This is a genomic window from Alteromonas stellipolaris (assembly GCF_001562115.1).
Lineage (GTDB): Bacteria > Pseudomonadota > Gammaproteobacteria > Enterobacterales > Alteromonadaceae > Alteromonas > Alteromonas stellipolaris.
On record NZ_CP013926.1, the window covers coordinates 2503728 to 2519221 of the forward strand.

Sequence of the window (15494 nt, forward strand, 5' to 3'; positions counted from 1 at the left end):
CTACTATCTTCTATTAACTTTGTAGTACACAAAGCCATAATCTACACAACAACACATTCCCACCTCAAAGTTTGTTATTTTCTGCTTAATTCACTTCTAAAAACCTTAAATTGGGTTGAACTAATAATTATTCTTCAAAATACAGCAAACGCTTAAAAAATGAAAAATTTGCAAACTGCAAAAATGCTAACACCGGCAACATTGTTAACAGTTGTATGTACAATGTTTATATTGTAACGTCACAAATTAAACATATTATTAACAATGAGCAGAGGTAATTATGAAATATCTATCAATATTACTCGCAGGTATAATCACAAGCACGGTAGCACATTGCGAAGATTGGGATAATATTCCACTTCCAACTTCTCCTGGTGGTGGCAAAGTTTGGCAACTTCAAACCCAATATTCCGACTCTTTTAATTACATTGGAAAACCAAGCGATTTTACCGATAAATGGAACGACAGCTATTTTAATAACTGGACAGGACCAGGTTTAACCTACTGGTCAAGTAATGAATCTTGGGTTGCTAATGGCAACCTAATTATCAGTGCCTCACGCAGACAAGGCACAAACCAGGTCAACGCTGGTGTTATTACTTCTAAAACCAAAGTTAAATTTCCAATTTATTTAGAGGCAAGAATAAAAGTTAGCAATTTGGAACTCTCCTCAAATTTTTGGTTATTAAGTCAAAACGATGAACGAGAAATAGACATTCTAGAGGTATACGGCGGTGCTGCAGACACCTGGTTTGCCAAAAACATGTCAACCAACTTTCATGTTTTCTTGCGGGACGAACAAACCAACCAAATTATTAGCGACTTTAATGACCAAACCCATAACATACCCTCAACTGGCACCTATTGGCGCGATCAATTTCATCGCTTTGGGGCGTATTGGAAAAGCCCCACCGAAGTAACTTTCTATATCGACGGCCAGCAAACGCCAGATGGTTCGTGGGCACAGGTTGTTATGAAAGATAAAGATTACACTGGCGCAACTTTGGATAAATCGCAATACAACATGGATCAAGAAGCCTTCATTATTATCGATACCGAGGATCATGATTGGCGCTCTAACCAAGGCATAGTTGCTTCTGATGCTGAACTTGCAGATGGTTCCAAAAACAAAATGTATGTGGACTGGATCCGCGTTTATAAACCGGTTGACGGAGTGGTGACTGGCAACACAAACTTGCAAGCTAAACATTCTGGTCGCTGTATCGACGTTGCCCAAGGCGCTATGATTAATGGCAGTCAGTATCAGCAATGGACCTGTGATACCACAAACACAAACCAGAGCTTCAAATTTATTTCCGCTGGCAACAATGAGTATTTAATTCAATCAACGCAAAGTAATTTGTGTGTTGAACTGAAAGATAACAACTCGGCAAATGGCGCAAATATTCATCAATGGGTATGTAACAGTGCAAATGACAATCAAAAGTGGACGCTACACGATAAAGGAGATCAACACTTCGAGATCCGAAGTAAAGTCACAGGTAAGTGCATTGACGTGGCCGGAAAAGCAACTACTAACGGTGCAAACATAGTTCAGTGGAGCTGCTATAACGGCCAAAATCAGAGATTTAAATTTTTACAATAATAATGAGGTAAAGTTTAACAGCTGCCAATGAGTTAGAATAAAGGGGGTCAGAGTCTGCCCCCTTTATTTTAACTAAAACTGGCTCTCATCAACCAACTTAAGCCAAATGGGGTTGGTGTAGGCTTTGCGGCCTTCGTTATCTTCTACGATTAGCGCTACCCAGCCAGAAGCTTGTGGTACTTTAAAGCTAACGTAATCGTGATCTCCAGTTAGTTTTTTATCTTCAAGCACTACGCTGTTCACGGCACTTTGCTTATTGGTAGCGGTAGTTGTGGCTGTGCTATCACTACCAATCAACTGCACAGACTTAAGCCCATTTACCGCCACCAAATCGAAACTGATCGTCTGTGCTTGTGCCTTTGCAAGCTTCAATGTATTGCCAAACATGACGTTTTTTGGGTAAATCACAGGGCCAAAAGATACATAAGAATGACCATCTTTCGCGGCTTGCGCGAAGGCATTCGCATCAGGCTTACTGCCGGTATATACAAATAGCCTGTTTAATCCACTGGTTTGATTTAATACATCATGAGTATCTGAACCTGCAGTAAAGTAGTACGGTAATCCTTCATTCCAAAACTGATGCGCTTTGTTAACGGTTGGCTCATTATTTACTACCGCATTTAGTTCGAATAAATCAATGCTAGGGTTAAATCCCCCTGGCGCTGAGCCTTTATCCAAACTGCTTAAATAGCCATAAGGTATGTAGGGGTGATTTGAAGCAATTACAGTAGCCCCCATACGGCGAACATCTTCAATAATACTGTGTATATCATCTACGCCTGGATCAACCGTTAATTGCGCCCCACTATCTATGGGAAAAGCGTTAAAGTGGCCCCAAGAAGGCGACACTTCAATAGACGGTATAAAGGGTACATTGCGCGTATCGGCCAGTGTTTGAATGGTGTCGTTGTTTTTAGTGGAATCATGATCGCTAACAAACAGCACGTTTAAACCAGCCGCTAATTGAGAACGTACCAAATTTTTCGGGTTAGTTGACCCTTCTAACACATCGGCATGATGATGCAGGTCGCCTGCGTACCAACCGTGCTTCGTTGGATAGGTTTTAACATCAATAGCACTTGCTACGGTTGTTGTTTTATTTGCATCAACACTTGCCGCTATTATCGTACTTTTGGCATTAAAGCCCGCTCCATGTGAAACGCCTAATTCGTATTCCCCCGGCGCCAAACCAAATACGGCATTGCCGATATTATCAAGGTCAGTGAAAAAGGTTCGCGCCCCTAAATATTCGATGAGTGGTTGGTTGCCCTGCTCTATCGTAATTTTTGCATCTATGGGCTGCTGACTTTTCTCATCGGTAATATCAAGGCTTATTTTGCCGGGCGCGCGAAGCGCATCGAATGAAAGTGTTTGGGTCACGTTTTCTTCAACTGTAATCAGGCGCGTTTTACTGTCTGAATGTTGTTTGCCTGTAGCGTAAACTTCGTAATCTCCTACCGGCAGCGTGAATGCCACATTCTTGCCATCACCCATCGCCCACATATAAGGCACGCCATTTTGCGACACGACAATAGCGGCTTGTTCTACGGCTTGCCCTTCCTGAGTACTTATGTGTGCTTGAATTGTTCCGCTTTTTAACCCTTTACGTTTTATTTCGGCGCTAACAACGGCCGCTAAGTTACCGCGAGGCAATACCTGGTAATCACCCGAGAACGTCATACTTTGTGACGGGCTCAGTATATGTGCCGCGTATAAATCACGTGACTGGTTTTTAGTTTCACGCATATAAGGTGCGTGCAATGCAATCGCCCATTCTTCGTCGTAACCTACGAAACGGTCTGATAACCACCTATTTTCCAATGGTTTATCGATGGTGTGATTACGAGGAACAGCGAATTTATATCCGGAATCTGGCCATAAGGTATAGCCTGAAAGCAATGCTAAATCGCTATCGCCCTTATTGGTCATGGTGGTTTCAACACGAATAAGGTCTGAGCCCTCAAAAAGGCGGTAGGTAGTACTTATTTCAGTTTCGCCAAAGTCTCTTTTAATGTTAACCGCAGCTTCTTCAGCCGTGTCTTTGAGAATATCAATTTTGGTGTAAGTATTGGGCCAGCTAGACCAGTTATTTGGAATGAAATCGGCAAAAGCAACGCGGTCGTTACTTAAAGTGCCATCAGCTTTCACATTAGCAATATCAACTATACACCCTCTTGCTACGCCCCAAGGCGGCGCTGAATCTACTGCAATAGCAAATGCCAATTTATCGTTTTGAATGGTTAAATCTTGATTAGAAGTAGCATTTCCATGCGGAATTGCCGTTTTGCCTTTTGTGATACTAACCGAGGCATGACCTGCATGAGATAAAAGACTCCCCGATACCAGTAATGTGATGCCCAATAATGCAGGGTTAAGCGTCGAAAACTTCATAGAAACACCTTATATGGTAATAACAAGTCGCTTTTGTAAATTGAGTAAGTAGAAAAATAATAGATCTGAAGAGCGAAAACATGTGGTAGCAATTGAAAAAAAGCCGCAACCAGAATGTCTGATTGCGGCTTTGTCTATTGTATTACATAGCTCTAATTACGCAGTGCTAATTACATAGCAACACGAACATTGAAAGAAGCGATGCGAGGGGCACCAATCCATCCAGCGTTTGCGGCAATAGAACCAAGATAGTCTTCGTCAAACACATTGTTTACCGTAAAGCTTAGCTCTACGCTATCAATGCCGCCGCCAATATCGTAAGCCGTTTTACCTAGATACAGGTCACTAACAATGTAAGAGTCAGTTTCTTGTGTATTAGCTTGGTCTAAGAAACGCTCGCCTACATATTTTGTGCTAAAGCCAGCGTAGAAATCACCTTTAGTATAGTCAAAACTAACCACAGCCATGTCTTCTGGCGAGCCTATTACGGTGTTACCGCTAACGCCTTCGTCGGTGTAAGTAGAGTCGTTTTTAGTATAAGAAACATATATACTTAATGAATCGGTAATGCTGTAATCAATTGAGGCTTCAATACCGTCAGATTCAATACCACCGTCATTGATATAGCCGCCTGCAGCAGATTCTAAGAAGTCGATGCCATTTACATCTTCGTTGCTAACAAAGGTGATGCGGTTTTCAAATTCAATCGTGTAATACGTTAAGCTTGCATTAAAACCAGGTGTTGAGTAGCGTAAACCGAAATCGATATTGTCTGCAGTTTCGGGCTCTACAGTACTGATATCAGTATCGTCACGCTCTAATACAGCATCTTTAACCGCTGCAAAGTTCTCTGCATAACCACCGAAAAGCTCTAAACCGTTAACCGGTAGTGGTGCAACGAAACCAGCTGAAATAAGTACATCAGAATCAGACGATATGTCTAAGTTGTTTTCAGGTGTGAATTGGTCTTCTTTAGACACATCAACATTGAACTGTTTTGCACCTAAACGAATTTTAGCGAATCCTGCATCAAGTTCGTTTTCAACATAGTACATCAATGTTTCAACCGGAAACTCTCGGTCGTACTGAACCCAATAAGGGGTGTTCTCATAACGAGCGCTCGTTGAAGCATCGATAGTCTTGTGCCAATCGCGGTATTCGTCACGCTGATAATCTTCATACCAAAAACCACCTCGCACTACGTTGTCCATGTCGGCAATAGTTGTGTTCCATACGAAGTCACCGTTAATACCAATGCGCTTCTTATTATAATGTGTATGGCGATTAGAGCTTACTGCAATAGCGCCTTGCTCATAACAATTTGGATCAACTTCAGCGCCGCCGCCACCATAAGGTGAACTGATTGAACTAACACAGCCATCAATTGGCGATAACGCTTCACCAGCGCTGTTCACAAAGTAGATTAAACCTTGTGACGCACCGCCAAAAGCAGTAGTAGACGAATCTAATTCAGAGTTTGCATTACCTGCGCCGTCATCGGTTACATCAGCAATGTAGTATGGGTTCCACTTACCCGTACCTTCGTTTTCGTGATAATAAACGTTAGTACTAAAATCGACACTTCCCACTGAGAAATCGGCTTTTAGATAGGTGAAGAAGTTCTCGCGCTCGGTAACCCATCCTCCACGATAAACCTGATCTTGATATGGAATGCCAGACCAACTTTCGGTTAATCCATCCCAATCAGGGTTTTGAGCATACTGTGCCAATCCATAAACACGCTGATAAGTGAATTCTTGTGCATCGTCATAACTCACGTAGCCGGTAAGGTCTACTTCACCTACTGTGCTAATGATTTTACCTTCTAAATGATCACGGGTATTAGTCACTGACCCATCCATATAATCATCATTTTGCTGAGTAGATAATGAAAGCCATGCAAACGTATCTGGTGCAATCTCACCCGTGTCATAACGAACGTAAATTTTACTGGCGTTGTATTCTGCAAACGTTGTACTTACTGTTAATTGCTCGTCCAGCGCAGGTCTAATGGTAGTGAAATCCATTGTTCCGCCAAGGGCTTCATTTGAGCGCGAACTAATATCAGCGGTACCTTGAGAAACGACAGTGCCACGTAAGTTTTCGGTATCAATATAGCGGCTGGCTTTAGTACCACCACCATAATTCGAGTTACCGTTGGCAATGCCATCTACGGTCATCCCGATTTGCTGAGAGTCTAGGTTAACCTGAAAACCACGAATTGAAATCGTAGTAGACCATTCATCAGAACCAAATGGGTCGCCTTCAGTGACCAATACACCTGGCAAATTGTCGATAAGCGCCAATGCGCTAGTCATCGGGGTCTGTTGCTTTTTCATTTCTGTTGACGTTGCACTATTAGCGTATGAAACATTACGCCCAGTCACTAATATTGATTCAACATCTTTGTCTTCTTCAGCGGCTTTAGCTTCAGCTTCTTGAGCAAGCGCATGCATTGATGTTAGTGACATCGCAGCAAGTACAGACAAAGTTATAAAACTTCGTTTTTTTGGCACATAAGTGTTCATAAAACTCCCGTTGAGTATTGTGTTTTATTTTCTGTTATTAGATAGATAGTGATGTTTTTATTTGAGGCTCTTACGGCCCTGAATCTATTTTTGTAAAATCGATTTCGTTGTCTTTAGGAGAACTATCGATATTTCTTACCGTTTTCGGCTTACGGTACAGCATGAAAAACGCGCAGCTGAAAAACAGGCCGATGACTAATGCACCTACCCACTGAATTTGTAAAAACTCTAACTTGAAAAGCAATGTAAGCAAGGAAAGCATGGCGACATTCATGGCAATATATTTCAATTTACCAAAGCGCTTTACCGTTAAATTGAGGTTGTCTGTATACAGGCGAATAAGCGAATCTAGGGAGTTAATAACAAATACAATTCCTACGAAGGCCATCGCAAAATTTTTCAAACCTGTAGTGGGTATACCTGCCTCGTGATATTGATAAATAACACTGAACCACACAGCAATAGGTATTGATGGAAATATCAGCATGGCGCCTAGCACTTGATAGGTGCGTAAGCCACCCACAAAACGCGAGGTAAACTGCCCAATCATGATGCTCCATGCGAACCACCAAAATAAATAAAACTCGTGGTAGTCGTTTAGCGGCAATACAAAGTGTTCTATATTTCCAAAGTAACTGCCTATCAGCTCTAAATTATGCGTAAAAGCAGCAATTTGACTGTCGCTCCCCAAGAACGCTCCAGCCCACATAAAGCCAATCAACGCGATAAACAACCATGTGGTAGAGATGCTCAATAACCGCACATATTTAATGTCGGTACTGGAATAAACCGCAAAGCAGATAGCCGCAAACACGATAAAATAAAAAGTAGGTATGATGGACTCGCCATCGCCGATAGCCGGTAAGTACCATGGCAAATTCGATAACAGTAAAAACGCCGTAAATGCACAAGTGCCTATAATCACTACGTTATTAATGAATTTAACCAAAGGTATTTCAAAAAACTTAACCTTGGGCTCTACCACGCAAAAATAAAAACAGGTAAGAAAGTAAAAGCCCCATATTAGAAAGCCCCAGTAACCAAACTCAATGGCAATTGGGTTAGTAAAAGCGTATTCAGGGTTCGCTGTTATGTTCTCATAACCACCGAACTCGGTAAGCGGAAACATGATTAGGCCAACGTCTAGGCCTGAGGTAAATAGGATAGCAATGAAGGTGAAAAGTCTTACCGGTGTTACACCAATACACTTCACATTTCCCCATTTCGCGAGAATAACCACAATGGCCAATAGGGTGAAAATGATCCCAGCATTAAGCCATAAGGTCATTACTACCTCCCCAAAACAAACGATAATGCTTCATCTTTCTTCCTGTTGTTATATTTTTCATACGTACCAAAAATGCCTTTTGGGTACGTGTAAGCCGTTCAGGTTAAATGGTTGAATTGCGCTGAACCGTTTCCCAATTAGCAGATGTAGTAACGCTAACCGGTGAATGGGCTAACGCTGGCTTGCCAAGAATTAAATCTGCCGCTTTTTCGGCCACCATAATGGTAGGCGCGTTTAAGTTGCCGTTAGGTACTGTGGGAAAAATTGAAGAATCCACCACACGTAAGCGCTCAACACCATGAACTTGCGTCTTGGAATTCACTACCGCCATGGCATCTTCACCCATTTTGCACGAGCAAGACGGGTGATAAGCGCTTTCTACCGCTTGGCGCACAAAAGCGTCGATTTCTTCATCGGTTTGAACATGCTTACCAGGTTGAATTTCATCTTCTCGGTAATCGTCAAACGCACTTTGTTCAATAATTTCACGGGTTAAGCGCACGCAGGCACGAAAGCCTTCAATGTCGTCTTGATGCTGCAAGTAATTAAACTGAATTTTGGGTGCGTCGGTTGGGTTAGCCGTTTTAATGGTAACGGCACCGCGGCTTTTAGGCTTGTTGTGACCAACATGCACCTGAAAACCATGGCCATCAAAGGCACTGCGCCCGTCGTAACGCATAGCCGCTGGTAAGAAGTGATATTGAATATCAGGCCATTCAACACCCGGCTTCGAGCGAATAAACGCACAAGACTCAAAGTGATTGGTAGCCCCTAACCCTTTGCGGGTAAACATCCAACGTGCACCAATAAGACCTTTTGAAATGAGCCCTAATTTACCATTAAGCGTAATGGGCTGTTTGCACTTGTATTGGAAGTAGAACTCTAAGTGATCTTGTAGGTTCTGCCCTACCCCTGGCAAATGGTGCTTAACGTCAACGCCTGCTGCTTTTAGAGTGTCGCTGTCGCCAATACCAGAAAGCTGTAATAGATGCGGCGAGCCAATAGAGCCAGCGCTTAGCACCACTTCTTTATTGGCTGTTACTGTAACGCTCTTACCATTTACGCTGTACTGCACACCTACTGCTTTTTTGCCCTCAAGCAATACTTTTTCAGCCAGAGCACCAGTAACAAGCGTAAGATTTTTACGGGATTTAACTGGATCTAAATATTCGCGACTTGCCGAGCTACGCACGCCGTCTTTCACGGTCATGTGCATGGGGCCGAAGCCTTCTTGCTGAGCGGCGTTATAGTCAGCCGTTGCGGCATAACCCGCTTCTTGACCCGCTTCTATAAAGGCGGTGTATAAAGGGTTGGCCATTTCGTTGCCATTGTTAACCCCTAATGGGCCCATTCCACCACGATAATCATCTTTACCTAAATAAAAAGACTCGGCTTTTTGAAAATAAGGTAAACAAGCTTGGTAATTCCAGCCTTGTGCACCGTGTTCTTCCCATTCATCGAAATCTTTTGCATGGCCGCGAACGTACACCATACCGTTAATAGATGAAGACCCACCTAATACCTTACCTCGAGGGCAATGCATTTTACGGTTATCTAGAAACGGCTCTTCTTCAGTGTGAAACTGCCATGCATATTTGTCGCTATTCATGGGTATAGACAATGCCGTGGGCATTTTAATGAAAATGCTTTTATCACTGCCGCCGGTTTCTAGCAAAAGTACGCTATTGTTTGCGTCTTCTGATAGTCGGTTAGCTAACACACACCCCGCAGAGCCAGCACCTACTATGATGAAATCATATGACTGTATACTCATTAAAACGGGCTCTCTATGTCAGTTATGCCCACGTATACTGATTTGGTCTGTGTGTAGTGATCTAGCGTTTCAATACCATTTTCACGGCCAATGCCCGATTGCTTATAGCCGCCCACAGGCATTTCAGCCGGCGAATTACCATAGCTGTTTATCCAGCAAATACCCGCTTGAAGCTTATGGATAACACGGTGTGCTCGTTTAATATCTTTGGTAAACACACCCGCAGCCAAGCCTAAATGAGTATTGTTAGCACGCTGAATAACATCGGCTTCATCTTCAAACACCAATACACTCATGACTGGGCCAAAGATTTCTTCTTTAACAATAGTCATATCGTCTGTGCAATCGGTGAATACAGTAGGCGCTACAAAGTAGCCGTTTGGCGCAGATTCTGGGCTTAGTGTTGTGCCGCCTGTTAGCACAGTAGCGCCTTCTTCTACACCTTTGTTGATGTAGCTCATCACTAGGTCTTGATGAGTTTTAGAAATAAGCGCGCCTAAATTTACGTTAGGATCGAGCGGGTCGCCTGCAATTATGTTTTCTTCAGTACGGGTTTTAAGTTCGTCTATAAACGCTTGGTATACCGATTTATGTACGTACACTCGTGTGCAGTTTGTGCAAACTTCACCTTGGGTATAGAAGTTACCCAACATGGCTGCGCTAACCGCTTGCGATACGTCGGCGTCTTCAAACACCAACAATGGCGATTTACCGCCAAGTTCCATGGTTACGTCTTTTAACGAGCCTGCTGCGCTAGCCACTACCTTTTTGCCTGTACCGACTTCACCAGTAAAAGACACTTTTTCAATATCAGGGCTTTGAGTTAACCATTGGCCTACCTCTGCTGCACCTTGTACAACATTAAACACGCCCGCTGGTACGCCCGCTTCAAAGAAAATTTCAGCCAGTTTAATGGCTCCTAATGGTGTTTCTTCTGAAGGTTTAAATATTAATGCGTTGCCTGCCGCTAATGCAGGGCCAGATTTCCAGCACGCAATTTGTAATGGATAGTTCCACGCGCCAATACCTGCACAAATGCCAAGAGGCTCTTTGCGTGTGTAGTAGAAATCTTCGCCTACCATCTGCTGTTGCCCTACTTGTGTAGGAGCCAGGCCAGCAAAGTACTCAATGACATCAGCACCGGTAACAACATCAACACATTCGGCTTCTTGCCAAGGCTTACCGGTATCTAGCACTTCAATTTTAGCCAACTCATCATTACGTTCGCGAAGTAACGCTACTGCTTTTAATAGAATACGGCTGCGCTCTACCGGTGTCATAGCAGACCAAGTAGCAAAGCCTTCTTTTGCGCTTGCTATTGCCGCCTGTTGAACAGCATCATCTGCCACTTCAACGTGATAAATAACTTCGTCGGTAGCGGGGTTTTTAACCGCAAATGTTTCGCCGCTTTTATTGGCAATGAATTGGCCATGAATAAAATTTTGATAAACCGGGGTCGTCACATTAAAACCTATTTTGATAACTGTCAGCAGATTAGAACTCGCTAACATTGTCCAATTTACTTCGTCAGGCGTGCTTACTGCCTTACGCAGACCTGAGCGCTCGAATAACACACATACCGTTTGATTAACGTCTTGAATCCGTTATTTATGCTTAAAACGTTCACAGATAGCGTTTTCACCGAAGTCTACAAATACGTTGAACCCCTTATATAACTGCCAATCGAAACTTCAATTCAAGAAGCGGTTCTATTCAGTATTGAAGACTAAAGAAGATATTCAACTCTATCTGAGTAATGTGTATTTTTTATTAATTGATCGTTCAATAAAAATAAATACTAAGGTAATAACACTAATAATTCAACGTTGACAAAGGCTGAATTTGCATAAAAATGATTTGAACTAAATCTAAGGAGCTTTGTTTGCGCCCAAAAGGAATGGTTAAAATAAATACAATTAGCTGTTTTATTGACTAATTTCTTTCAGTTTAGTTTTATTTGTGTACGATTTTGAAGGGTGGTTGTACTAGCCAATAAGAACACTCACTTTTTAGAATTACCGATTAGATAGAACACGAACAATTTTTTACACTAAGCACTAATTTATGGTCAGATTATAAAACAACCAAATAAATTTGTGGAAATCAGCGTTAATTGCTTAATTAGATAGACAGAATTATTTCCTTCGAATGGTTTCAAAGTATAATAGCGCCCTATGAGGGCGATATAATCCGTAGTATTGCTCGTGACAAAACCAAACTAGTGCATACTTTCGTAAGAAGCGGTAACACTGTGATGAATAAGGCGAAAATTACCTAAGTGCACAAGATTAAACTCACGCAAGATGAAAACCTGTCTTTAAGAGTCGATTATCAGCTATTGCCGAGCGATCATCAGCGTCTTGACTTGTATTTCTCACTGCCTGATGAAATGGGTATAAGCTCGAAAACCCTTACCGAAGAACAGTATTTTCATCACAGTATTCAAAACCACAGTGCCTATTATTCAGATCAGTTACATGTCCCTTTGGTTCGTAGTCGCTTCATTAGTCAGAAAAAAGGCGAGCAAAGTGACTACCGGTTAAATCTAAATTTGTATTCGTATCAAATTCGTACCGCACTCGACACAGACGTTAAGCAAACGCTAAAGATTAAAGACAGCAAAGAATTTTACCCACAAGCCATCGTGCTGGCTGAGCAAACCTCAGATCTGCTAAAAAAGCTTAGGCGCTACACCCCTTCTGATGAAAAATTACGAGCGTATTTTGAAAATGCGGATAATTATTTAAGTTGGCAGGTTGAACAGTCGTTTTTAAAGCTGCTGTCCTCTGCCCCGAAAAGTAGCGATTATTCCAGTGAACGGAAATTTCTTTTCGATTTTTGTAGACGAGAAAATCAGTACCGTGCAGATAATCAATATAACTCGCAGATTACGTTAGACGATCCAAATCGTATTACTAACAAAATGCGACTACTACAGCGTTTAATTGAATACGGCGTGGTATTTCAAAAGAAAACGAAAAGCCTGAATACCTATTTGAACCGGTTAGTTAAGGGTACAGTAACCGCAGTAATTATGGCGGCAGTGATGGTGTTGGTACTAAACGCTCGCACCAACTTTACCGAAGTGACTGTGGCCTTCGTGGGAATTCTTGGTGTTATTTACGGGCTTAGGGAAATCTTTAAAGAAGACATTACTCGGGTAATTTGGCGGCGTATTCAAAAAGGTCTACCGAAGTGGAAGATTATTTATAGCCACAGTGTAAATAAAAGCAGAATTGCCACCCAAACTATTTGGCTTGAATACATTCGCAATAGAGATTTACCCAAGCAGGTAGATAAGTTGTATCAAACCCGTAGGCAGCAAAACAAACAGGCAGCCCAGTTGCTTCATTTTCGTAGCGACACTCGCGTGAATGCGAAAAGCTTTTTGCCAGGTTACGACGATATACAACAGCGTATTTACTTTAATCTTACCCCTTTTATTCGCTTCTTAAAAAAAGGCGAAGGTAAGCTGTATTCGCTAGAAAATAACAAAATCACCAAACAAGCTGTTGAGCGTCGCTATCAAATAAACGTGGTATTAATGCATACCAACAAACAAAAGCAGCAGCAAGTTCAGCGATTTAAAATAACGTTAAACCGCTCTACTATTATTAATATTGAAGCACTAGAAGTAAGAGAAGCAGATTAACCTATAACCAATCGACCACTATTGATTAGCCCTGCGATCAACCCTACAAAACCAAGAATTAGGCCACCGTACAGCCCTAGCACGTTAGCAACTTTAACGGGTTGTTTAACCTGAACATCTGTACTTTTTTCCTCGCCGAGCTGAGCATGCTGCTCGTGCTGTTCATATAGACTGAATTCTGTATCAGAAGGTGGCGAATTTAGTTTCTGCGATGGCGAGTAAATAATCTGATGAGCACGCTTTGTTAAAATAGCGATACCTGCACCAAACCCGCAGTAGGTTAATAATGGTGCTATAAACCCAGTAGAAAACTCGTAAGAGGCGGCAAATAAAACACCCCAAACGAAAATCCACACTAAAGTGTAGTTGCGCACTTGTTTAAGCTTTTTCTTGTCAGATTCATGCTGCATATAGCGTTCAGCCAATTTATGTGAAGCAATTACCGCCATCATGGCAACAAGCGCACCAAACATAGCGCCACTTAACACCCATATTACTTTGCTCCAGATACTGGTAAGTACGCCGCTTTTTGATGCGCTTCCCGTAGCCCCAGCGGTTACCGCCGCTGCGGCGGGTTTAGTGCTAGCTAGCAATGATAGTGTCATTGACGTAAATGTAACTGCCGGCGTTGTGGCAATAATAACGCGGCTGAATTTATCCAATGTTAGGGTTTTAAGCATGGCTCGTGCCCGTGAAAGCTTTTGTCTTACCGCAGCATCTGAAATATTAAGTAACTGCGCAACATGCTTTGTAGAGCATTGCTCTCGATAATATAACAGCACCACTTCTCTGCTATCTGATGGCAATTCATCAATAAGTGCTGCTACTATTTTCTTGGTTTGCTCGTCTGACACCCTAGTTTCTAGCGTATCGTCACTTTTGCAGAAACTTGCCAGAATACTTTCGCCCTCATCACCTTTTATCGATTGTGAAACTTTGTTGTCTCGCAGGTAATTAATGGCCATGTAACGGGCCACTTGGCGTACCCAAGGCATAAAACTTTTAGGATTAGTTAAACTCGCTAGGTTCTGCCAACAATTAATAAATACTTTTTGCGCTACGTCTTCGCTAGCATCTATATCTCTTACAATGCCAAGGGCAATTGCAGTTACGGTATTTTTACTCGCATTTATTAAGCGTTCGAAGGCTTTAAGATCTCCGCTTTGTGCGGCAATGACATCTGAAGAATACACGTCCATGCGTTTACTCCTTTCCGATAAACTGTGTTGTCTGTTGCAGTAACCAGGGCAAATCGTCGAACATAATAAAATGCCGAGATTGGGTATTCATTATTACATTTGCTTGGCGTGCTTCAGCAAATTGTTCTTTGTATAAGCGCGCAACCATCTCTTTGTTATCGTCGCTATTAAACCCGCCACTGGCGCCGAGAAATAATATAGGAGTGTTACTAGTAGCGATAGCCGAACGCAAATCCGATGTCATCAAGTCAGCCATTAGTTGCCCTACTGTTTCGGGGTGCGAACCTGATGCCATAGACAGTACTTTCGTTTGATGTAGTTCGCTGGCGGCCTGAATGCTTACGCCTTTTCGCGTGTAGGCAGTTAATTGGGCACTATCCATATTGGCGTACTGCGATTTCAATTTATTCGCATAAGGATTTGCCTGCGCTGCAGTTACCTGATTGCTTCGAGTAAAGATAGGCGTAATAAATGGTAAGCCATCAACTGACACCACTTTACTTACTCTATCTGGCAGCGCAAGCGCCAATTGATAAGCTAAATGACCGCCCATACTATGCCCAATAGCTATCACATTATTCAGGTTGTTATCTTCAATATAAGATACTAGCCCAGCGGTAATTTTGGATAATCGACTATTAGGATAAACTTTGTTATTTGCAAACCCTGCTACTTGAGCAAAGTGGCTTCGATATTCATGTTCATAATGATTACTAAGCCCCTGAGATAAATCTGACCAAACTGAAGCGTTAGACATTAAACCTGGTATAAATAACACATTTAGTTCTTTAGCTTTGTTCGAGTGTTCGGCATTGAGAATGTTATTAGTGGTAGCAGATGTTAAAGGCGTAGTTTGTTCGTAGACCATAACAGGTTGAGTGGCTACCGCTTGCTCATCTGCATATATTTTAAGCGAATTAACTGCCAACAAGGCAGCACAAAATAGCGTGGTTACATTTAAAATTTTCATGGTTTAACTCCTCTTTTATGTATAGTCACGCCGAGTGGAAAAAGTGTGACAACATTTTTAGAGAAGAAACTTTAGCTGGCTAT

General features: G+C 42.2%; 9 protein-coding genes. 2 read left to right on the forward strand and 7 right to left on the reverse strand.

Annotated elements, in window-relative coordinates; all coding sequences use genetic code 11:
- Positions 1-280: 280 nt before the first annotated feature.
- Complete coding sequence (locus tag AVL57_RS10635) at positions 281-1606, forward strand: RICIN domain-containing protein (protein WP_057791544.1); 1326 nt, start codon at positions 281-283, stop codon at positions 1604-1606.
- 72 nt (positions 1607-1678) lie between these two features.
- Here the strand turns inward: AVL57_RS10635 and AVL57_RS10640 are convergent, their stop codons facing one another.
- The 5 genes from AVL57_RS10640 to betB form a co-directional block, all read right to left on the reverse strand.
- Positions 1679-4000, reverse strand: coding sequence for a CehA/McbA family metallohydrolase (locus AVL57_RS10640; protein ID WP_057791542.1), 2322 nt, complete (start codon positions 3998-4000; stop codon positions 1679-1681).
- A 170-nt stretch (positions 4001-4170) separates the two neighbouring features.
- Positions 4171-6528, reverse strand: coding sequence for a TonB-dependent receptor (locus AVL57_RS10645; RefSeq protein ID WP_057791540.1), 2358 nt, complete (start codon positions 6526-6528; stop codon positions 4171-4173).
- A gap of 70 nt (positions 6529-6598) precedes the next feature.
- The gene (locus AVL57_RS10650; protein ID WP_057791538.1) at positions 6599-7816 is read right to left on the reverse strand and encodes a BCCT family transporter; all 1218 of its coding nucleotides are present in this window, start codon (positions 7814-7816) and stop codon (positions 6599-6601) included.
- 103 nt (positions 7817-7919) lie between these two features.
- Positions 7920-9590, reverse strand: coding sequence for a choline dehydrogenase (betA, locus tag AVL57_RS10655; protein WP_057791536.1), 1671 nt, complete (start codon positions 9588-9590; stop codon positions 7920-7922).
- Positions 9590-11053 (reverse strand): betaine-aldehyde dehydrogenase, encoded by a 1464-nt coding sequence (gene betB, locus AVL57_RS10660; RefSeq protein WP_057796107.1) that lies wholly within the window; start codon positions 11051-11053, stop codon positions 9590-9592. The genes betA and betB overlap by 1 nt, the downstream gene beginning before the upstream one ends.
- A gap of 815 nt (positions 11054-11868) precedes the next feature.
- Between betB and AVL57_RS10665 the strand changes: the two genes are divergently transcribed.
- Positions 11869-13242: a hypothetical protein gene (locus AVL57_RS10665; protein WP_057791534.1), complete on the forward strand. Its 1374-nt coding sequence runs from the start codon at positions 11869-11871 to the stop codon at positions 13240-13242.
- On the opposite strand, the gene AVL57_RS10670 is transcribed toward AVL57_RS10665, so the two are convergent.
- Together AVL57_RS10670 and AVL57_RS10675 are read right to left on the reverse strand one after the other, a co-directional pair.
- Positions 13239-14441: an RNA polymerase sigma factor gene (locus tag AVL57_RS10670; protein ID WP_057791532.1), complete on the reverse strand. Its 1203-nt coding sequence runs from the start codon at positions 14439-14441 to the stop codon at positions 13239-13241. The two genes, AVL57_RS10665 and AVL57_RS10670, sit on opposite strands and share 4 nt — an antisense overlap.
- A 4-nt stretch (positions 14442-14445) precedes the next feature.
- Positions 14446-15411, reverse strand: a complete 966-nt coding sequence (locus AVL57_RS10675; protein ID WP_057791530.1) for an alpha/beta hydrolase — start codon at positions 15409-15411, stop codon at positions 14446-14448.
- Positions 15412-15494: the final 83 nt, after the last annotated feature.

Coding starts and splice junctions, on each gene's coding strand:
- AVL57_RS10670 (WP_057791532.1), bottom strand. CDS start 14,441: ATGGACGTGTATTCTTCAGATGTCATTGCCGCACAAAGCGGAGATCTT.
- betA (WP_057791536.1), bottom strand. CDS start 9,590: ATGAGTATACAGTCATATGATTTCATCATAGTAGGTGCTGGCTCTGCG.
- AVL57_RS10635 (WP_057791544.1), top strand. CDS start 281: ATGAAATATCTATCAATATTACTCGCAGGTATAATCACAAGCACGGTA.
- AVL57_RS10675 (WP_057791530.1), bottom strand. CDS start 15,411: ATGAAAATTTTAAATGTAACCACGCTATTTTGTGCTGCCTTGTTGGCA.
- AVL57_RS10650 (WP_057791538.1), bottom strand. CDS start 7,816: ATGACCTTATGGCTTAATGCTGGGATCATTTTCACCCTATTGGCCATT.
- AVL57_RS10640 (WP_057791542.1), bottom strand. CDS start 4,000: ATGAAGTTTTCGACGCTTAACCCTGCATTATTGGGCATCACATTACTG.
- AVL57_RS10645 (WP_057791540.1), bottom strand. CDS start 6,528: ATGAACACTTATGTGCCAAAAAAACGAAGTTTTATAACTTTGTCTGTA.